Below are 17,979 nucleotides of genomic sequence, written 5' to 3'. Positions count from 1 at the left end.
CGCCGTTCGCTCAACTGCCCCATCAGACCCCCCTGCAGGGGCCCTGATGGGGCAGAACGTTTCTTCAGGAAGAGGTTCCAGTGGGGCGGGTGGGACTCGAACCCACGGCCGACGGATTATGAGTCCGCTGCTCTAACCGGCTGAGCTACCGCCCCATAGCGGCGTGTCGCGTACAAGTGTGCGCGCCGTCTGCCGCAGCATAGCCGCTCATACGATCTCCTGCTTCGGATGGTCGGCTTCTGCGCTGCTCATGACCTTGAGGACATCGGTGCAGGCGCGGCGGTTCCCGCGGGCATGAAAAAGGACCCCCAAGGGGTCCTCGTTCACTGCGCTCCCCCGACTGGACTCGAACCAGTAACCTGCCGGTTAACAGCCGGCTGCTCTGCCAATTGAGCTACGGAGGACCGAAGCTCCCCCGACTGGACTCGAACCAGTAACCTGCCGGTTAACAGCCGGCTGCTCTGCCAATTGAGCTACGGAGGATCGCCTCGATTGCATCGAACGTGCCTACCTGGGTATTCGCCAGAGGGCGGGCGCTCGCTGCGACACATACATTAGCGCAAGCAGGGGGGTGCTCCGCCAATCGGTTCCCCTCGGCGCCCACGTCGCACCAGCAGACCCAGGCAAGGGAAGGGTGGCAGCCATGCGCTACCGGCTCACGTTCGTCGCCGGACTGGCCCTCGGTTACGTACTCGGCACGAGGGCCGGACGCGAGCGCTACGAGCAGCTGAAGAAGTCCGCTCAGCGGATCACGCAGAACCCCGCCGTCCGCAACACGGCCGAGACCGCCGCGCAGCAGGGCCGCCAGTACGCCGGCAAGGCGTTCCACACGGTCGGCCACAAGGTCGGCGACCGGGTTCCCGAGACCGTCGCCCAGCGGGTGCGGTCCTTGCGGGAGCGGAACCTGAACGGCAGGCCCGAGGACGACTGGGGGCACGAGTGACACCTGAGCGCCCTCGGCCGTAGCAGGCCCGTGGATGCTGCAAAATTCTCCGCATGGGGATAGTCGCCGGCTTGGACAGCTCACCGGATTTCACGCGCATCGTGGTGTGCGACACGGACACCGGTGCCGTACTACGGCAGGGGTACGCCCCGCACCCGGTGGAGGGCCGGCCCAGCGACGTCGACCCGCAGGCCTGGCTGCTCTCCCTCGGCGAGGCCGCGGGCGGCGGTCTGCTGGAGGGCGTGCAGGCCATCGGCGTGTCGGCCCAGCAGAACGCCCTGGTACCGCTGGACGCCCAGGGCAACACCGTGCGCCCGGCGCTGGTCGGCGGCGACAAGCGGGCGCAGGTCGCGGCAGCGGATCTGGTCGACGCGCTCGGCGGCCGGGAGGCCTGGGCGCAGGCGGTCGGCTGTGTGCCGCAGGCCGCCCAGCCGGTCACCAAGCTGCGCTGGCTCGCCAAGAACGAGCCCGAGAACGCCCGCCGGACGGCCGTACTGCTCCAGGCGCACGACTGGCTAGTGTGGCAGCTGCTCGGGCGGCCCGTGCGCAGGACCACCGATCGCGGCGGGGCCTCCGGGACCGGGTACTGGTCGGCCGCCACCGGCGCCTACCGGCCGGACCTGGTGGAGCTGGCGCTCGGCCATCAGGCGATGCTGCCGGAGGTGATCGGCCCGTCCGACGCGGCCGGTACGACCCCGGAGGGGCTGCTGATCTCCGCCGGCACCGGGGAGACCATGGCCGCCGCGTTCGGGCTCGGGATCGGGCTGGGGGATGCCGTCGTGTCCCTCGGTGCCTCCGGGTCCGTGATGGCCGTGCACCCCGAGGCGCTCGCCGATCAGTCCGGAATGATCACCTCCCTCGCCGACGCCACCGGCATGCACCTGCCGGTCGTGACCACCCTGAACGCCGTGCGGACCCTGCGCGGCACCGCCGAACTCCTCGGCCTCCCGGACCTGGAGAGCCTGTCCGAGCTGGCGGTGAAGTCCACACCGGGCGCTCATGGGCTGGTGCTGCTGCCCTATCTGGAGGGTGAGCGGACACCCCATCTGCCGCACACCGCCGGGACGATCGCCGGGCTGCGGCGGGAGTCGATGAAGCCGGAGCATCTGGCGCGGGCCGCGTTCGAGGGCATGCTGTGCGGGCTCGGCGACGCGCTGGACGTGCTGCGCGGGCGGGGCGTGGACGTGCGGCGGATCTTCCTGCTGGGCCCGGCCGCCGAACTTCCCGCCGTGCAGGCCTCGGCGCCCTCGCTGTTCGGCGCCCAGGTCGTCGTACCGCAGCCCGCGGACTACGCGGCGATCGGCGCGGCCCGGCAGGCGGCCTGGGCGCTCGGTGTGTCGCAGGGCACATTCGACCCGCGCACCCCGCCGGCCTGGCAGGGTGCGGCGGCTCAGGTCCTGGAGCCGGGGGACGAGCTGGCCGTGGGTCAGGCGGTGCGGCAGCAGTTCACGGCGGTGCGGGAACAGACCCATCCGGGGGCGTTTCGGGCGTGACCTGATCGGGGGCGTTTCGTGTGTGGGGCGTAGGGCCAACGGCTGAGTGCCGTCGGTTCTTTGGACCGCTGTTGGGTTAATCGGTTGAGGTAACGCGGGTGGAGTGTCCGACGATAGGGGCCAAGGGCAACCGACCAGCCCCCCACCCGCCGACTCCGAGAGACCCAGCGTGCTCATACGACTTCTGCGGACCTGTCTCAGGCCCTACAGGAAACCCATAGCCGTCCTGGTGCTGCTGCAGTTCCTGCAGACCTGCGCCACCCTCTATCTGCCCACCCTGAACGCGCACATCATCGACAACGGTGTCGTGAAGGGTGACACCGGTTACATTCTGTCCTTCGGCGCCCTGATGATCGGCATCTCGCTGGCACAGGTCGTGTGCAACATCGGTGCCGTGTACTACGGCGCCCGGACCGCCTCCGCGCTCGGCCGGGACCTGCGCGGTGCCGTCTTCGACCGGGTGCAGTCCTTCTCCCCGCGCGAGCTGGGCCACTTCGGGGCGCCCTCGCTCATCACGCGTACGACGAACGACGTACAGCAGATCCAGATGCTGGCCCTGATGACGTTCACGCTGATGGTGTCGGCGCCCATCATGTGCGTCGGCGGCATCGTGCTGGCCCTCGGCCTGGATGTGCCGCTGTCCGGGGTGCTCGTCGCCGTCGTGCCGGTGCTGGCGGTCTGCGTGACGCTCATCGTGCGCCGGCTGCGGCCGCTGTTCCGGTCGATGCAGGTCCGCCTGGACACCGTGAACCGGGTGCTGCGCGAGCAGATCACCGGCAATCGGGTGATCCGTGCCTTCGTACGGGACCAGTACGAGCAGGAACGGTTCGGGAGGGCCAACGGTGACCTGACCGAGATGCAGCTGGCCACCGGCCGGCTGCTCGCGCTGATGTTCCCGATGGTGATGACGGTGGTGAACGTGTCGTCGATCGCGGTGGTGTGGTTCGGCGCCCACCGCATCGACAGCGGCGGGATGCAGATCGGCGACCTGACCGCGTTCCTCGCCTATCTGATGCAGATCGTCATGTCCGTGATGATGGCCACCTTCATGTTCATGATGGTGCCGCGCGCGGAGGTGTGCGCCGAGCGCATCCAGGAGGTCCTCGGGACCGACTCCAGCGTGGTGCCGCCCACCGCTCCGGTCACCGAGCTGCGCCGGCACGGCCACCTGGAGATCCGGGGCGCCGGCTTCCGCTATCCGGGTGCCGAGGAGCCGGTGCTGAAGGCCGTCGACCTGGTGGCCCGGCCGGGTGAGACGACCGCCGTGATCGGCTCCACCGGCAGCGGCAAGTCGACGCTGCTCGGACTGGTCCCGCGGCTGTTCGACGCCACCGAGGGGGAGGTGCTGGTCGACGGCGTGGACGTCCGGGAGGTCGCCCCGGTGCTGCTGGCGAAGACGGTGGGTCTGGTGCCGCAGAAGCCCTACCTGTTCGCGGGCACGGTCGCCACCAACCTGCGCTACGGCAATCCGGACGCCACCGACGAGGAGCTGTGGCACGCGCTGGAGGTGGCGCAGGCGAAGGACTTCGTGCAGAAACTGGAGGGCGGCCTGAACGCGCCGATCGCGCAGGGCGGTACGAACGTCTCCGGCGGTCAGCGGCAGCGTCTCGCGATCGCCCGCACGCTCGTCCAGCGCCCGGAGATCTACCTCTTCGACGACTCCTTCTCCGCGCTCGACTACGCCACCGACGCGGCCCTGCGCACCGCGCTCTCCCGCGAGACCGCCGAGGCGACCGTCGTCATCGTCGCCCAGCGGGTGGCGACCATCCGGGACGCCGACCGGATCATCGTGCTGGACGAGGGCCGGGTGGTCGGCTCCGGCCGGCACCGGGACCTGATGGCGGGCAACGAGACCTACCGGGAGATCGTGCTCTCCCAGCTGACGGAAGCGGAGGCTGCCTGATGGCCGGGCCCATGGGACGCATGATGGCCGGGGGCGGCCCCGACCAGCGCTCGATGGACTTCAAGGGGTCGGGCAAACGGCTCGTCGCCCAGTTCAGACCGGAACGCTTCACGATCTACGGCCTGCTGCTGTGCGTGGTCGTCAGCGTGACCCTGAACGTGATCGGCCCGAAGATCCTGGGCAAGGCCACCGACCTGGTCTTCGCCGGCATCATCGGCCGGCAGATGCCGGCCGGGGCCACCAAGGAGCAGGTTCTCGACCAGATGCGGGCCCATGGCAAGGGCTCCGTCGCGGACATGCTGCAGAGCACCGACTTCACGCCCGGCAAGGGCATCGACTTCGGGGCCGTCGGCGACGTCCTGCTGCTCGCGCTCGGGACGTTCCTGGTCGCCGGCCTGCTGATGGCGGTGGCGACCCGGCTGGTCAACCGGGCCGTGAACCGCACGATGTTCCGGATGCGCGAGTCCGTGCAGACGAAGCTGTCCCGGCTGCCGCTGTCGTACTTCGACAAGCGCCAGCGCGGCGAGGTGCTCTCCCGGGCCACCAACGACATCGACAACATCGGGCAGACGCTCCAGCAGTCGATGGGCCAGCTGATCAACTCGGGGCTGACCATCATCGGTGTGCTCGCGATGATGTTCTACGTCTCCTGGATCCTGGCGCTGGTCGCGCTGGTGACCGTGCCGCTGTCGTTCGTCGTCGCCACCCGGGTCGGCAAGCGGTCGCAGCCGCACTTCGTGCAGCAGTGGCGCTCCACCGGCAAGCTGAACGCGCACGTCGAGGAGATGTACACCGGGCACACCCTGGTGAAGGTGTTCGGCCGGCAGGAGGAGTCGGCGAAGCAGTTCGCCGAGCAGAACGAGGCGCTGTACGAGGCCGCGTTCAAGGCGCAGTTCAACAGCGGTGTGATGCAGCCGCTGATGATGTTCGTGTCGAACCTGAACTATGTGCTGGTGGCGGTCGTGGGCGGCCTGCGCGTCGCTTCGGGCGCCCTGTCCATCGGTGATGTCCAGGCCTTCATCCAGTACTCGCGGCAGTTCTCGATGCCGCTGACGCAGGTCGCGTCGATGGCGAACCTGGTGCAGTCCGGTGTCGCCTCGGCCGAGCGGATCTTCGAACTCCTGGATGCGGAGGAGCAGGAGGCGGATCCGGTACCGGGCGAGCGGCCGGAGCAACTGCGCGGGCGGGTCCGCCTGGAGCATGTGTCCTTCCGGTACGACCCGGAGAAGCCGCTGATCGAGGACCTCTCGCTGACGGCGGAGCCCGGTCACACGGTGGCGATCGTCGGCCCGACGGGCGCCGGCAAGACGACCCTGGTCAACCTGCTGATGCGGTTCTACGACGTGTCGGGCGGCCGGATCACCCTGGACGGCGTGGACATCCGGCGCATGTCCCGCGACGAACTCCGCGCCGGCATCGGGATGGTGCTCCAGGACACCTGGCTGTTCGGCGGGACCATTGCGGAGAACATCGCGTACGGGGCGTCCAGGGAGGTCACCCGCGGGGAGATCGAGGAGGCCGCGCGGGCGGCGCTCGCCGACCGGTTCATCCGGACGCTGCCCGACGGGTACGACACCGTGATCGACGACGAGGGCACGGGGGTCAGCGCGGGTGAGAAGCAGCTCATCACCATCGCGCGGGCGTTCCTGTCCGACCCGACGATCCTCGTGCTGGACGAGGCGACGAGTTCGGTCGACACCCGGACCGAGGTGCTGATCCAGAAGGCGATGGCGAAGCTGGCGACGGGGCGGACGTCGTTCGTGATCGCGCACCGGCTGTCGACGATCCGGGATGCGGACACGATCCTGGTGATGGAGAACGGGGCGATCGTGGAACAGGGCGCGCACACGGAGCTGTTGGCCGCGGACGGCGCCTATGCCCGGCTGTACAAGGCCCAGTTCGCGCAGGCGGTCGCCGAGGTGGACTGACCGCGGGAGGGGCCGCCGGCAGGCGGCCCCTTTCAGTCCAGGTAACCCCTCAGCTGGTCCGCGAAGGCGTGATCCCGGAGCTTGTTGAGGGTCTTGGACTCGATCTGCCGTATCCGCTCCCTCGTCACCCCGAACAGCCGGCCTATCTCCTCCAGCGTGCGGGGGCGGCCGTCGATGAGGCCGTAGCGGAGCTGGACGACCTTGCGCTCCCGCTCCCCCAGCGTGGACAGGACCGCCTCCAGGTGCTCCCTGAGCAGGAGAAACGCCGCCGACTCCACCGGACTCGCCGCATCCCCGTCCTCGATCAGGTCACCGAGGGCCACGTCCTCCTCCTCGCCGACCGGCGCGTGGAGGGAGACCGGCTCCTGGGCGAGGCGCAGGACCTCGGAGACCCGCTCGGGCGGCAGGTCGAGGTGGGCGGCTACCTCTTCGGGGGTCGGCTCGTAGCCCCGCTCCTGCAGCATGCGGCGCTGGACGCGGACGACCCGGTTGATCAGCTCGACCACGTGGACCGGGACGCGGATGGTGCGGGCCTGGTCGGCCAGGGCCCGGGACATGGCCTGGCGGATCCACCAGGTGGCGTACGTCGAGAACTTGTAGCCCCGGGCGTAGTCGAACTTCTCGACGGCCCGGATCAGCCCGAGGTTGCCCTCCTGGACCAGGTCGAGCATGGTCAGGCCACGGCCGACGTACCGCTTGGCGACGGACACGACGAGCCGCAGGTTCGCCTCGATGAGGCGGCGCTTGGCCATACGGCCCATGACGACCAGCCGGTCCAGGTCGAGGGCCAACTGGCTGTCCGGATCAGGGGTGTTGCTCAGCTTTTCCTCGGCGAACAGGCCGGCCTCGACCCGGCGGGCGAGTTCGACCTCCTCGGCGGCGGTGAGCAGCGGGATGCGGCCGATCTCGCGCAGGTACTGGCGGAACAGGTCGGCGGAGGGGCCGCCGGTGTCGGCCCGGGCCGACACCCGTGTCTCGACGGGCTCGGCGGCCTCCAGCGGTTCATCGGCCTCCTCGGGCTCGTCCGTGAGCGCTTCCGCCGGCGGTTCCGCCGGTTCGGCGGGCACCGCCTCCGGGTGCAGGGCGGCACGGCTCTGCGGGGGGACGGCCACGAGGACGTCCGTCTCCGCGTCCGGCTCGTCCGTGCTGGTGCTGGTGCTGGTGCTGGTGTCGCTGGTTGCGCTGTCGGTCTGGGTGAGGGTCTGGGTCTGCACGGGGGCGACCTCCAGGATGATCGCTGCTGAAGGTGTGCGGCAGCGGTACTTCGGGAGTGGAGAGTCGACGGCCTGCGCTCCGAGGACTCGGGCACCGTCCCCAGTGTGGAGTACGACACATCCCCGCCACGAGGGGCGTGCGGTGACTTTTTGCGTCCGCTTCGTGACCGGTCGGTTACTCAGGTCGTCGGACTATGCGATTGGCAACTGCGGGCCACTGAGCCGTGGCGGAAGACCGGTCCCCCGAGTCCTGATCCCGCGGAGGTGCCCCTACAGCGCCTCCGCGCCCCGCTCCCGCAACGCCTGGTCGTACTGCTGGAGGATCCACATCTCGTTCTGGACCGAGGCCAGTTGGGCGGGGTCGCCGCCGGTGGAGAGGCGGGTCATCTGGGACTGGATGTCGCGGATGCGGCGTTCGACGGCGCGGCGGCGGATCTGCACCAGGACCGTGCCGGCGTAGGTCTCGTCGACCGTGCGGCGCAGGATCGGCTCGACGGCCAGCTCGGTGACCATCGCACGGACGGTGTCGTCCGGAGCGGCCTCCCGGACCCTGACCAGGTATTCCTGGGAGTCGGACACGCCGTACTCGGCACCGCCGGCCTCCGCGATCGCCTGACGCACGGCCGCGTAGGGCGGCGCGGTGAACTCGTCCACGCCGTAGGCGTCGAAGGCCGGGGAGACCAGCTCGGGGCGCTGCAGGGCGAGTTTGAGGAGTTCCCGTTCGGCGGCGTGGACGGGGTTGCGCAGGGTCAGTGCCGGACCGCCGCTCACCGGACGGGCCGCGGGCGCCGCCCACTGCTGCTCCGGGCCGCGCGGGCGGTCCTGCTGCGGGGCCTTTCCGCCGCGGTCCCTCGCCCAGCGGGCCAGCTGGGCCACACGCCGGACCACGAACTGGGTGTCGAGGATGCCGAGCATGCCGGCCAGGTCGACGGCGACCTCGTGCTGGGCGCCGCTGTTCTTGATGCGGGCCACGATCGGCGCCGCCTCGTCCAGGGCGGCGGCACGGCCGGCCGGGGTGTCCAGGTCGTAGCGGCTCAGGATCTGGCGGAGCGCGAACTCGAAGAGCGGGGTGCGGGGTTCGACCAGGTCGGCCACCGCCTCGTCGCCCTTGGCGAGGCGCAGCTCGCAGGGGTCCATGCCGTCCGGGGCGATCGCGATGTACGTCTCTGCGGCGAACTTCTGGTCGTCCTCGAAGGCGCGCAGGGCGGCCTTCTGCCCGGCCGCGTCGCCGTCGAAGGTGAAGATCACGCGGGCCGAGCCGTTGTCCATGAGGAGACGGCGGAGGATCTTGATGTGCTCCCCGCCGAAGGCCGTACCGCAGGTGGCGATCGCGGTCGTCACACCGGCGAGGTGACAGGCCATGACGTCCGTGTAGCCCTCGACCACGACCGCCCGGCTGGCCTTCGCGATGTCCTTCTTCGCCAGGTCGATGCCGTACAGCACCTGGCTCTTCTTGTAGATCGCCGTCTCGGGGGTGTTCAGGTACTTCGGGCCGTTGTCCGCCTCGTACAGCTTGCGGGCGCCGAAGCCGACGACCTCGCCGCCGATGTCACGGATGGGCCACATCAGGCGGCCGCGGAAGCGGTCGATGGGGCCCCGGCGGCCCTCCTGGGACAGGCCGGAGAGGATCAGCTCCTTGTCGGTGAAGCCCTTGCCGCGCAGATAGCGGGTGAGGTGGTCCCAGCCCTGGGGGCTGTAGCCGACGCCGAAGTGGACGGCGGCGGCCTGGTCGAAGCCGCGCTCGGCGAGGAAGATCCGGCCGGTCTCGGCCTCGGCGCCGGTGGCGAGCTGCTCGGCGTACCACTGCGCGGCGATCTTGTGCGCCTCGACCAGGCGGATGCGCTCGCCGCGCTGGTGGGCCGGGTTGTACCCGCCCTCCTCGTAGCGCAGCGTGATGCCGGCCTGGGCGGCGAGCCGCTCGACCGCCTCCGAGAAGGAGAGGTGGTCCACCTTCATCACGAAGGTGATGGTGTCGCCGCCCTCCTGGCAGCCGAAGCAGTGGAAGAGTCCCTTGCTCGGGCTGACCTGGAAGGACGGCGACTTCTCGTCGTGGAACGGGCACAGCCCCTTCAGGTTGCCGCCGCCCGCGTTGCGCAGCTGGAGGTACTCGGAGACCACGGCGTCGATCGGGACCGCGTCCCGTACCGCCTTCACGTCCTCGTCGTTGATCCGTCCTGCCACGCGTGAATTCTACGGGGCTGCTGTGACAGTCCTGGTGGTCGTCAGCTCGGGGAGAGGAGACCGTCGAGGGGGATGTGGGGGTCTGAGAGTGCCTCGATGTTCACCTGGGCCCGGGAACGGATCAGCTTCTGGATCTGCTCTGTGACATCCCACACGTTCACGTTCATTCCGGCCAGCACGCGTCCCTCCTTGACCCAGAACGCGATGAACTCCCGCTTGCCCGCGTCGCCCCGGATCACCACTTCGTCGTACGAGCCGGGCGGGGCCCAGCCGCTGTACTCCATGCCCAGGTCGTACTGGTCGGTGAAGAAGTAGGGCACACGGTCGTGGACGACCTCCTGGCCCAGCATCGAGCGCGCCGCGGCCGGGCCGCCGTTCAGGGCGTTCGCCCAGTGCTCGACGCGGACCCGGGTGTCGTAGAGCGCGAGCGGGAAGGTCGCCACGTCACCGGCCGCGTAGATGTCCGGGTCGGACGTGCGCAACCGCTCGTCGACCACGACACCGCCGCCCCGCGCCCGGTCGGCCAGCTCCAGCCCCGCCGCCTCCGCGAGAGCGACCCGCGGCGCGGCGCCGATCGCCGCCAGCACGTCGTGCGCCGGGTGTTCCTCGCCGTCGTCGGTGCGGACCGCGAGGACCATGCCGTCCTGGCCGACGATCTCGGTGAGCCGCCGCCCGAAGTGGAAGCGGACGCCGTGCTCGCGGTGCAGCTCCGCGAAGACGCCGCCCAGCTCCGGGCCGAGCACCCCGTGCAGCGGCGTCGGCGCCGGCTCGATCACCGTGACCTCGGCGCCGTACTCGCGGGCCGCCGCGGCGACCTCCAGTCCGATCCAGCCGGCGCCCGCGATCACCAGGTGCCCGTTGTCCCGGCCGAGGTGCTGGAGGACGCCCTTGAGCCGCTCGGCGTGCGCGAGCCGGCGCAGGTGGTGCACGCCCGCCAGGTCCGTGCCCGGGATGTCCAGGCGGCGGGGCTCGGCGCCGGTGGCCAGCAGCAGCTTGTCGTAGCGGACGAGGGTGCCGTCGTCGCCGAAGCGGACCGTCTTCGCCGTACGGTCGATGCGGTCGACGGTCTGGCCCAGGTGCAGCTCGATGTCGTTCTGCGCGTACCAGGCGGGCTCGTGCACGAAGACGCTGTCGCGCTCCTCCTTGCCGAGGAGATAGCCCTTGGACAGGGGCGGGCGCTCGTAGGGGTGGTCGCGCTCGTCACTGATCAGTATCACCCGGCCGGTGAAGCCCTCCGCCCGGAGCGTCTCGGCCGCCTTCGCACCGGCGAGACCGCCTCCGACGATGACGAATGTCTGATCCGCGTCGACCACTTGATGCCTCCTCGTAAGGGTGCCGCCACATGCGAGCGTCCCGCACGCAGCCTGCTGCGTGAAGAGGGGGTGACCCGATCAGGCCACCGCCGGTCACGTTCCTCTCACATATGCCCCGTCAGTCTCGCGTGCAGCGAGCGCGCCGAGGCGTCGGTGAGGGAGGCGATCTGGTCGACGATCACCCGCTTGCGCGCGTGGTCGTCGCCTGCCCCGTCGAAGAGTGCCCGAAACTGCGGATCCAGCCCGTCCGGCGCGCGGGCGGTCAGCGCCTGGGCCAGCTCCGCCACGACGACCCGCTGGTCCGCGCGCAGCCGTTCCTGCTCGGCGCGCTGCATCACATACCGGTCCGCGACCGCCTTGAGCACCGCGCACTCCATGCGGGCCTCGCGGGGTACGACGAGTTCGGCGCCGTAGCGGGTGAGCCGGCCGCTGCCGTACGCGGCGCGCGTGGCGCTCTCGGCGGCCAGGCAGAACCGGCCGATGAGCTGGCTGGTGGCGTCCTTCAGGCGGGCCTGCGCGACCGCCGTGCCGTCGTAGCCGTGCGGCCACCACTCCTCGTCCTGGAGCCGGTCGAGGGCGGCGGAGAGTTCGGACGGGTCGGTGCCGGCGGGGACGTACCGGCCGATGGCGACCTCGAAGACCGCCTGCCGCTCGGGCTCGGCGTGCAGGCAGTTGGGGTCGATGTGACCGGCGTGCAGGCCGTCCTCGACGTCGTGCACCGAGTACGCCACATCGTCCGACCAGTCCATGACCTGGGCCTCGAAGCAGGTGCGGGTGCCGGGGGCGTGCGCTCTGATCCAGTCGAACACCAGGCGGTCGTCCTCGTACACGCCGAACTTCGGGGATGCCGGGTCGGTGGGGTGGGCGCCGCGGGGCCAGGGGTATTTCGTGGCTGCGTCGAGGGTGGCACGGGTGAGGTTGAGGCCGACGGAGCGGTCTTCGGTGAACCGTTTGGGTTCGATGCGGGTGAGGAGCCTGAGGGACTGGGCGTTGCCCTCGAAGCCGCCGCAGTCGTCCGCGAAGGCGTTCAGTGCCTGTTCGCCGTTGTGACCGAAGGGCGGGTGGCCCAGGTCGTGGGCGAGGCAGGCGGCTTCGACCAGGTCGGGGTCACAGCCGAGGGCCGCGCCCAGCTCCCGGCCGACCTGGGCGCACTCCAGGGAGTGGGTGAGCCGGGTTCTGGGGCTGGCGTCCCAGAGCTGGCTGTGGGCTCCCGGTGTGACGACCTGGGTCTTGCCCGCGAGGCGTCGTAGGGCGGCTGAGTGGAGGATGCGGGCGCGATCGCGCTGGAAGGCGGTGCGGCCGGGGCGTTTGTCGGGCTCGGGGGCCCAGCGCTCCGCTGAAGTGAGGTCGTAGGTTCCGTCGGGGGTGCCTTCCATGGTTCGACAGTAAGCGTCGGCAGTGACAAAAGGGTCGCGCCGGGTGCCTGCTCGTCTGCCGGGTCGCTGCTTCTTTCAAGCCGAGGCCAACTCCGCCTGTCTCGTCACCCTCGCCTGGTCGTACCGGTGCAGGATCAGGCGGGCCATCGCCGGATGGGCGCCCAGGGGAGCCGATGCCAGCCACGGCGCCACCTGCGCGCACTGGGTCGCGAAGCGCCCCGGTGCCGTGAAGTACGACGCGATCGCCACCCGGTGCCGGCCGCGTGCCGCCAGTGCCCGTACGGCCGTCGGAACGGTCGGGGCCGCTGCCGAGGCGTAGGCCGGGACGACCGGGACTCCCAGGCGGTCGGCCAGGAGGCGGGCCGCGCGGCGGGTGTCGGTGGCCGAGTCGGGGTCGCGGGAGCCGGCGGCGGCGAGGACCACCGCGCTCGTGCGGCGCGTCGGCTCGTCCGGCACCGTCGGCCAGCCTGCCTCCAGCAGCCGGTCGTACAGGGTCTCCACGAGGAGCGGGTGCGGCCCCAGCGGGGCGGTCACCCGGGTGCTCGCCCTCGCCGCGGCGGCCATCTCGGGGATGTCCTGCTTGACGTGGTAGCCGCGGGAGAGGAGCAGCGGGACCAGGACGGCGGGGGCGTCGCCGAGGGCGGTGAGGGTGTCCGGGAGGAGGGGCTCGTTCAGCTCGATGTGGCCCAGGTGGACGGGCAGGCCGGGGCGCAGCTCGCGCACGCGGTCCCGCAGGGTCCGTACGGTCTCCAGCGCGCGCGGGTCGCGGCTGCCGTGGCCGACCAGGACGAGCGCGGGCGGTGCCGGGCGGCGGACGGGCGGGGAGACGAGCCGGAGCTGCCCGGCGAGCCGGTTGCCGATGCTGTTCATGAGGTGCGCCGTGCTGTCGAGGTGGATGTCGGACTCGGAGCGGGGAGGGTGCGACGCCGTCATGGAAGGATCCTGCCGGGGTCAGATTGCGGGGCCGTTGCCGGACCGTCACGGGTGTTTTCCGTGGCTTCACGTCGTACGGATGCTCGATGTGAGGCGAACCGGATCGGCGGTCGCCGGCGTCCTCCATGGTCGACAAGCCGATCCCTGGGGGGCCGTATGAAGTTCCGTCGACCGCGGCTGCCGCGCTCCCGTCGGGGGCAGCGGCGGCTGCTGCAGGCCGTGATGGCCGGGTGTGTGCTGGCGCTGCTGCCGGTGACCTGGCTGTACGTGTCCACGGCGGACCGGCTGCGTACGACGGCGGACGCCCCGCGGGCGCAGGTCGCCCTGGTGTTCGGGGCCGGGCTGTGGAACGGGGAGCCGTCGCCGTACCTCGCGCACCGGCTGGACGCGGCGGCGAAGCTGTACCGGGCCGGGCGGGTCGAGGTCGTCCTGGTCACCGGGGACAACAGCCGCAAGGACTACGACGAGCCCGACGCCATGCGTGCGTACCTGACGAAGCACGGGGTGCCGGACCGGCGGATCGTCAGCGACTACGCCGGGTTCGACACCTGGGACTCCTGTGTGCGGGCCAGGAAGATCTTCGGCGTGGACCGGGCCGTGCTGATCAGCCAGGGTTTCCACATCCGGCGGGCGGTGGCGCTGTGCGAGGCGGCGGGGGTGGACTCGTACGGGGTCGGGGTGGCCGACAAGCACGACGTGACCTGGTACTACGGCGGCACGCGCGAGGTGTTCGCGGCGGGCAAGGCGGTGCTGGACGCGGTGTTCCGTCCGGATCCCACGTTCCTGGGCCCACGGGAGCACGGGGTCACCAAGGCGCTGGCTCAGGCGCGGGACTGAGCATGGAGATCACGGATCTGACGCCCGCCGAGCGCCGTGTCCGGGAGGCCTTTCCGCTCGGCGAGGGAGTCGACTTCCGGGAGAGCGAGGACGAGGACCCCGCGCACGGCGCCTCATGGGGTCCGGAGCGGACGCTGCGGGCCGAGGTGCTGCGGGCGCTGCTGCTCGACGGGCCGGTCCGCGGCGACCGGATCGCCGGGCTGAAGGTGTGGGGCGCACGCATCACCGGCGTGCTCCATCTGATGTACGGGACGGTCGGCCACCCGGTACGGCTGCGGGCCTGCCACTTCGACGAGACCCCGAACCTGTACGGGGCGAGGATCCCCGCCCTGGTCCTGAGCGATTCGGTCCTTCCCGGGCTCACCGCGGGGACCCTTCACGTCGACGGGGTGCTGCGGATCACCTGCTGCCGCATCGCCGGTCCGGTACGGCTGGCGGGCGCGAAGCTGTCCGGAGCCTTCTTCGTCAACGGGGCGCGGCTCGGCACTCCCGGCGAGGTCCCCGAGGAGCCCGTGCTCCAGCTCAACCACGCCGAGGTGGGCACCGACGTGTGGGCCGTCGGGCTCGTCGCGCACGGCGAAGTCCGGCTGAAGGGGACCACCGTGGGCGGGCAGGTGAACCTCGACGACGCCTTGCTGCAGAACCCCGGCGGGGAGGCCCTGGACGCCGAGACCCTGTCGGTCGGCACCGATCTGCGGGGGATGCGGCTGCGTGCCCACGGGCGGTTCAATCTTCGCGGCGCCCGGATTCCCCACCAGCTCAACCTCGCGTACGCCCGGCTGTCCCATCCGGGCCGCCAGGCCCTGCGCGCCAGCAGCAGTGTCGTCGGCGAGCTGTGGCTGCGGGAGGCCGCGCCGATCGAGGGATCCGTCAATCTGCGCCGTGCCCAGGTCGACCTGCTGCACGTGCCGCCCGAGGTGTGGCCCCGGCAGGTCCGGATCGACGGGCTCGGCTACCGCGTCCTGACCCCGCACCTCCCGGCCGAGCAGCGTCTTCCGCTGCTCGAACGCGAGGCGGACGGTTACCTTCCGCACCCCTACGAGCAGCTGACCACGGCGTACCGCACGGTGGGCGACGACGCCGCCGCCCGTACCGTCCAGCTGGCCAAGCTCCGTCGCCACCGCAGCACCCTGCCGCCCTACGCCCGGCTGTGGGGATACCTCCAGGACGCGGCCGTCGGCTACGGCTTCCGCCCGATGCGGGCCGCGGGATGGCTGCTGTTGCTGCTGTGCACCGGCACGCTCGCGTTCGCCCTGCACCATCCGCCGGCCCTCAAGCCCTCCGAGGCACCCGCGTTCAACCCGCTCTTCTACACCCTGGACCTGCTGCTGCCGATCATCGACTTCGGCCAGGAGGGGGCGTTCGCGCCGCGCGACGGGTACCAGTGGCTGTCGTATCTGCTGATCGCCGCCGGCTGGGTGCTGGCGACGACGATCGCGGCGGGTGTCACCCGCTCCCTGAACCGGCAGTAGGCACCGGGCCCCGGACCTCACGGCGCGCCCGGCCCGGCGGGGAGGTGGCCGTGCCGGGCGTGTAACCGGGAGCGGTCCGGGGCCGTAACACGGTCGACGCACGCTGGCGGTATGGAAACGATCGCCTCGACGCCCACCCACTGCCCGTACTGCGCCTTGCAGTGCGGGATGAATGTCACGCCCCTGCCGCAGGGGGGCGTCGAGGTGACCGAGCGGACGGACTTCCCGGTCAACCGGGGCGCACTGTGCGGCAAGGGCCGTACGGCGGCCCAGGTGCTGTCGCCCGCGGTGCGGCTGACCTCGCCGCTGGTCCGGTCCGGCGGCCGGCTGGTCGAGGCGAGCTGGGAGGCGGCACTGGACCTGATCGCCGAGCGGCTCGGGAGCACGCGGGAGGAGTACGGCGCCGACGCGCTGGGGGTGTTCGGCGGGGGCGGGCTCACGAACGAGAAGGCGTACGCACTGGGCAAGTTCGCCCGGGTCGTGCTCGGCACCTCGCAGATCGACTACAACGGCCGTTTCTGCATGTCGTCGGCCGCGGCGGCCGGTACGAAGGCGTTCGGGCTGGACCGGGGGCTGCCGTTCCCGCTGGAGGACGTGCCGAAGTCGGGGTGCGTGATCCTCGTCGGGTCGAACCTCGCGGAGACCATGCCGCCGTCGCTGCGCTTCTTCACCGAACTGCGCGAGAACGGCGGCACGTTGATCGTCGTGGACCCGCGGCGGACGAGGACGGCCGAGCAGGCGGACCTGCATCTGGCCCCCCGCCCGGGTACGGATCTCGCCCTCGCCCTCGGCCTGTTGCACCTGGTGGTGGCCGAGGGACGGACGGACGAGGAGTTCATCCGCGAGCGGACCACCGGCTGGGAGGAGGCACGGGCCGCGGCGATGGCGCACTGGCCGGAGCAGGTGGAGCGGATCACGGGGGTGTCCGTTCCCCAGCTCCGGCAGGCGGTACGGCTGTTCTGCGAACCGGAGTCGGCGATGGTGCTCACGGCGCGGGGGCCGGAGCAGCAGTCCAAGGGGACGGACACGGTGGGCGCGTGGATCAACCTGTGCCTGGCGACCGGCCGGGCGGGCCGCCCGCTGTCCGGGTACGGGTGCCTGACCGGGCAGGGCAACGGGCAGGGCGGGCGCGAACACGGACAGAAGGCGGACCAGCTGCCCGGCTACCGCAAGCTGGACGACCCGGCGGCGCGGGCGCATGTGGCGGGCGTGTGGGGGGTGGACCCGGATTCCCTTCCCGGCCCCGGACGCAGTGCGTACGAACTCCTCGACGCCCTCGGCACGGACGTCCGGGCGCTGCTGCTGATGGGCTCCAACCCGGTGGTGTCGGCGCCGCGCGCGGCCCACATCGAGGAACGGCTGCGCTCGCTGGACTTCCTGGCGGTGGCCGACGTCGTCCTGTCCGAGACGGCGGAGCTGGCGGACGTCGTGCTGCCGGTCACCCAGTGGGCGGAGGAGACAGGCACGACAACCAGCCTGGAGGGCAGGGTCCTGCTGCGCCGCCAGGCGGTCGCCCCGCCGCCCGGGGTCCGCAGCGACCTGTACGTCCTGCACGAGCTGTCGGCCCGCCTCGGCGTGGAGAAGGGGTTCCCGACGGACCCCGAGGAGGTCTTCGAGGAACTGCGCCGGGCGAGCGCGGGCGGCCCCGCCGACTACTCGGGCATCAGCTACCGCCGCCTGGCGCAGGAGAACGGCATCTTCTGGCCCTGCCCGGCACCCACGGCCGACCCGACCACCCGAACCCACGGCGACATCCCCACGGATGCATCCGCCACCGCCGACGGCGAGGACACACTGCTCGACGCCCTGCCCGAAGACCCCGCCCGGGACACCGACAGCACAGCCGGGCCGGCCGTGAATGACCCGGCGCGGGACGCGGGGTCCGTACTGCCCGTGGTCCATCCAGGAACGCCCCGCCTGTTCCTCGACCGGTTCGCCACCGCGGACGGCCGGGCCCGGTTCGTCGCCGTGACGCACCGGGCGACGGCGGAGGAGACCGATGCGGAGTTCCCGCTGGTGCTGACCACCGGCCGGGTGGTGTCGCAGTACCAGTCGGGGGCGCAGACGCGGCGGGTCCCCGAGCTGAACGCCGCCGCCCCCGGTCCCTTCGTGGAACTGCACCCCCGCCTCGCCGCCCGCATCGGCGCGGCCGAGGGCGACCCGGTGACGGTGGTCTCCCGGCGCGGCCGAGCCGTGGCCCCGGCCCGCATCACCTCGGCCATCCGCCCCGACACCGTCTTCATGCCGTTCCACTGGCCGGGCGAGGGCCGCGCCAACACCCTGACCAACCCGGCCCTCGACCCGACGTCCCGGATGCCGGAGTTCAAGTCGTGCGCGGTGCGGGTGGAGGTTCTCGGCTCACAGGCATAGAGCGTCGGGAACCGGA

General features: G+C 71.3%; 11 protein-coding genes, 3 tRNA genes and 1 pseudogene. 7 read left to right on the top strand and 8 right to left on the bottom strand.

Annotated elements, in window-relative coordinates:
• Nucleotides 1-81 precede the first annotated feature (81 nt).
• The 3 genes from ACZ41I_RS01995 to ACZ41I_RS01985 all read right to left on the bottom strand — a co-directional run bounded on the left by ACZ41I_RS01995 (nucleotide 82) and on the right by ACZ41I_RS01985 (nucleotide 483).
• A tRNA-Ile gene (locus ACZ41I_RS01995) sits at nucleotides 82-155 on the bottom strand.
• Nucleotides 156-331: 176 nt separating this feature from the next.
• Nucleotides 332-404, bottom strand: a tRNA-Asn gene (locus ACZ41I_RS01990).
• Between the two features lie 6 nt (nucleotides 405-410).
• Nucleotides 411-483 (bottom strand) — tRNA-Asn (locus ACZ41I_RS01985).
• A 160-nt stretch (nucleotides 484-643) separates the two neighbouring features.
• Between ACZ41I_RS01985 and ACZ41I_RS01980 the strand changes: the two genes are divergently transcribed.
• From ACZ41I_RS01980 to ACZ41I_RS01965, 4 genes are all read left to right on the top strand, one after another.
• Nucleotides 644-943, top strand: coding sequence for a YtxH domain-containing protein (locus tag ACZ41I_RS01980; RefSeq protein ID WP_468512939.1), 300 nt, complete (start codon nucleotides 644-646; stop codon nucleotides 941-943).
• Nucleotides 944-996: 53 nt separating this feature from the next.
• A complete protein-coding gene (locus ACZ41I_RS01975; protein ID WP_363215701.1) occupies nucleotides 997-2,436 on the top strand; it encodes an FGGY family carbohydrate kinase in 1,440 nt (479 codons plus the stop codon).
• A 169-nt stretch (nucleotides 2,437-2,605) separates the two neighbouring features.
• Complete coding sequence (locus ACZ41I_RS01970; RefSeq protein WP_468512938.1) at nucleotides 2,606-4,339, top strand: ABC transporter ATP-binding protein; 1,734 nt, start codon at nucleotides 2,606-2,608, stop codon at nucleotides 4,337-4,339.
• Nucleotides 4,339-6,267, top strand: coding sequence for an ABC transporter ATP-binding protein (locus ACZ41I_RS01965; RefSeq protein ID WP_399771845.1), 1,929 nt, complete (start codon nucleotides 4,339-4,341; stop codon nucleotides 6,265-6,267). Before ACZ41I_RS01970 ends, ACZ41I_RS01965 begins: the two co-directional genes overlap by 1 nt.
• A gap of 32 nt (nucleotides 6,268-6,299) precedes the next feature.
• Here ACZ41I_RS01965 and ACZ41I_RS01960 read toward each other — a convergent pair.
• From ACZ41I_RS01960 to ACZ41I_RS01940, 5 genes and pseudogenes are all read right to left on the bottom strand, one after another.
• Nucleotides 6,300-7,602: pseudogene (locus ACZ41I_RS01960) on the bottom strand (RNA polymerase sigma factor).
• 149 nt (nucleotides 7,603-7,751) lie between these two features.
• Nucleotides 7,752-9,662 carry a DNA primase gene (gene dnaG, locus ACZ41I_RS01955; protein ID WP_363215698.1) on the bottom strand — a complete coding sequence of 637 codons (1,911 nt, stop codon included), beginning with the start codon at nucleotides 9,660-9,662 and terminating at the stop codon, nucleotides 7,752-7,754.
• Between the two features lie 41 nt (nucleotides 9,663-9,703).
• Nucleotides 9,704-10,975 carry an NAD(P)/FAD-dependent oxidoreductase gene (locus ACZ41I_RS01950; RefSeq protein WP_468512937.1) on the bottom strand — a complete coding sequence of 424 codons (1,272 nt, stop codon included), beginning with the start codon at nucleotides 10,973-10,975 and terminating at the stop codon, nucleotides 9,704-9,706.
• Between the two features lie 104 nt (nucleotides 10,976-11,079).
• Nucleotides 11,080-12,351, bottom strand: a complete 1,272-nt coding sequence (locus ACZ41I_RS01945) for a deoxyguanosinetriphosphate triphosphohydrolase (protein WP_363215696.1) — start codon at nucleotides 12,349-12,351, stop codon at nucleotides 11,080-11,082.
• A 75-nt stretch (nucleotides 12,352-12,426) separates the two neighbouring features.
• Complete coding sequence (locus ACZ41I_RS01940; protein WP_468512936.1) at nucleotides 12,427-13,284, bottom strand: sirohydrochlorin chelatase; 858 nt, start codon at nucleotides 13,282-13,284, stop codon at nucleotides 12,427-12,429.
• 156 nt (nucleotides 13,285-13,440) lie between these two features.
• On the opposite strand from ACZ41I_RS01940, the gene ACZ41I_RS01935 reads away from it, so the two are divergent.
• The 3 genes from ACZ41I_RS01935 to ACZ41I_RS01925 all read left to right on the top strand — a co-directional run bounded on the left by ACZ41I_RS01935 (nucleotide 13,441) and on the right by ACZ41I_RS01925 (nucleotide 17,963).
• Entirely contained in the window at nucleotides 13,441-14,121 is a 681-nt protein-coding gene (locus ACZ41I_RS01935; protein ID WP_363215694.1) for a SanA/YdcF family protein, read from the top strand.
• 2 nt (nucleotides 14,122-14,123) lie between these two features.
• Complete coding sequence (locus ACZ41I_RS01930; RefSeq protein WP_468512935.1) at nucleotides 14,124-15,593, top strand: membrane-associated oxidoreductase; 1,470 nt, start codon at nucleotides 14,124-14,126, stop codon at nucleotides 15,591-15,593.
• Between the two features lie 111 nt (nucleotides 15,594-15,704).
• Complete coding sequence (locus ACZ41I_RS01925; protein ID WP_468512934.1) at nucleotides 15,705-17,963, top strand: molybdopterin oxidoreductase family protein; 2,259 nt, start codon at nucleotides 15,705-15,707, stop codon at nucleotides 17,961-17,963.
• Nucleotides 17,964-17,979: the final 16 nt, after the last annotated feature.

The sequence above is a fragment of the Streptomyces sp. NPDC030799 genome, assembly GCF_055572255.1.
This window is presented reverse-complemented; position numbering and strand designations above follow the sequence as displayed.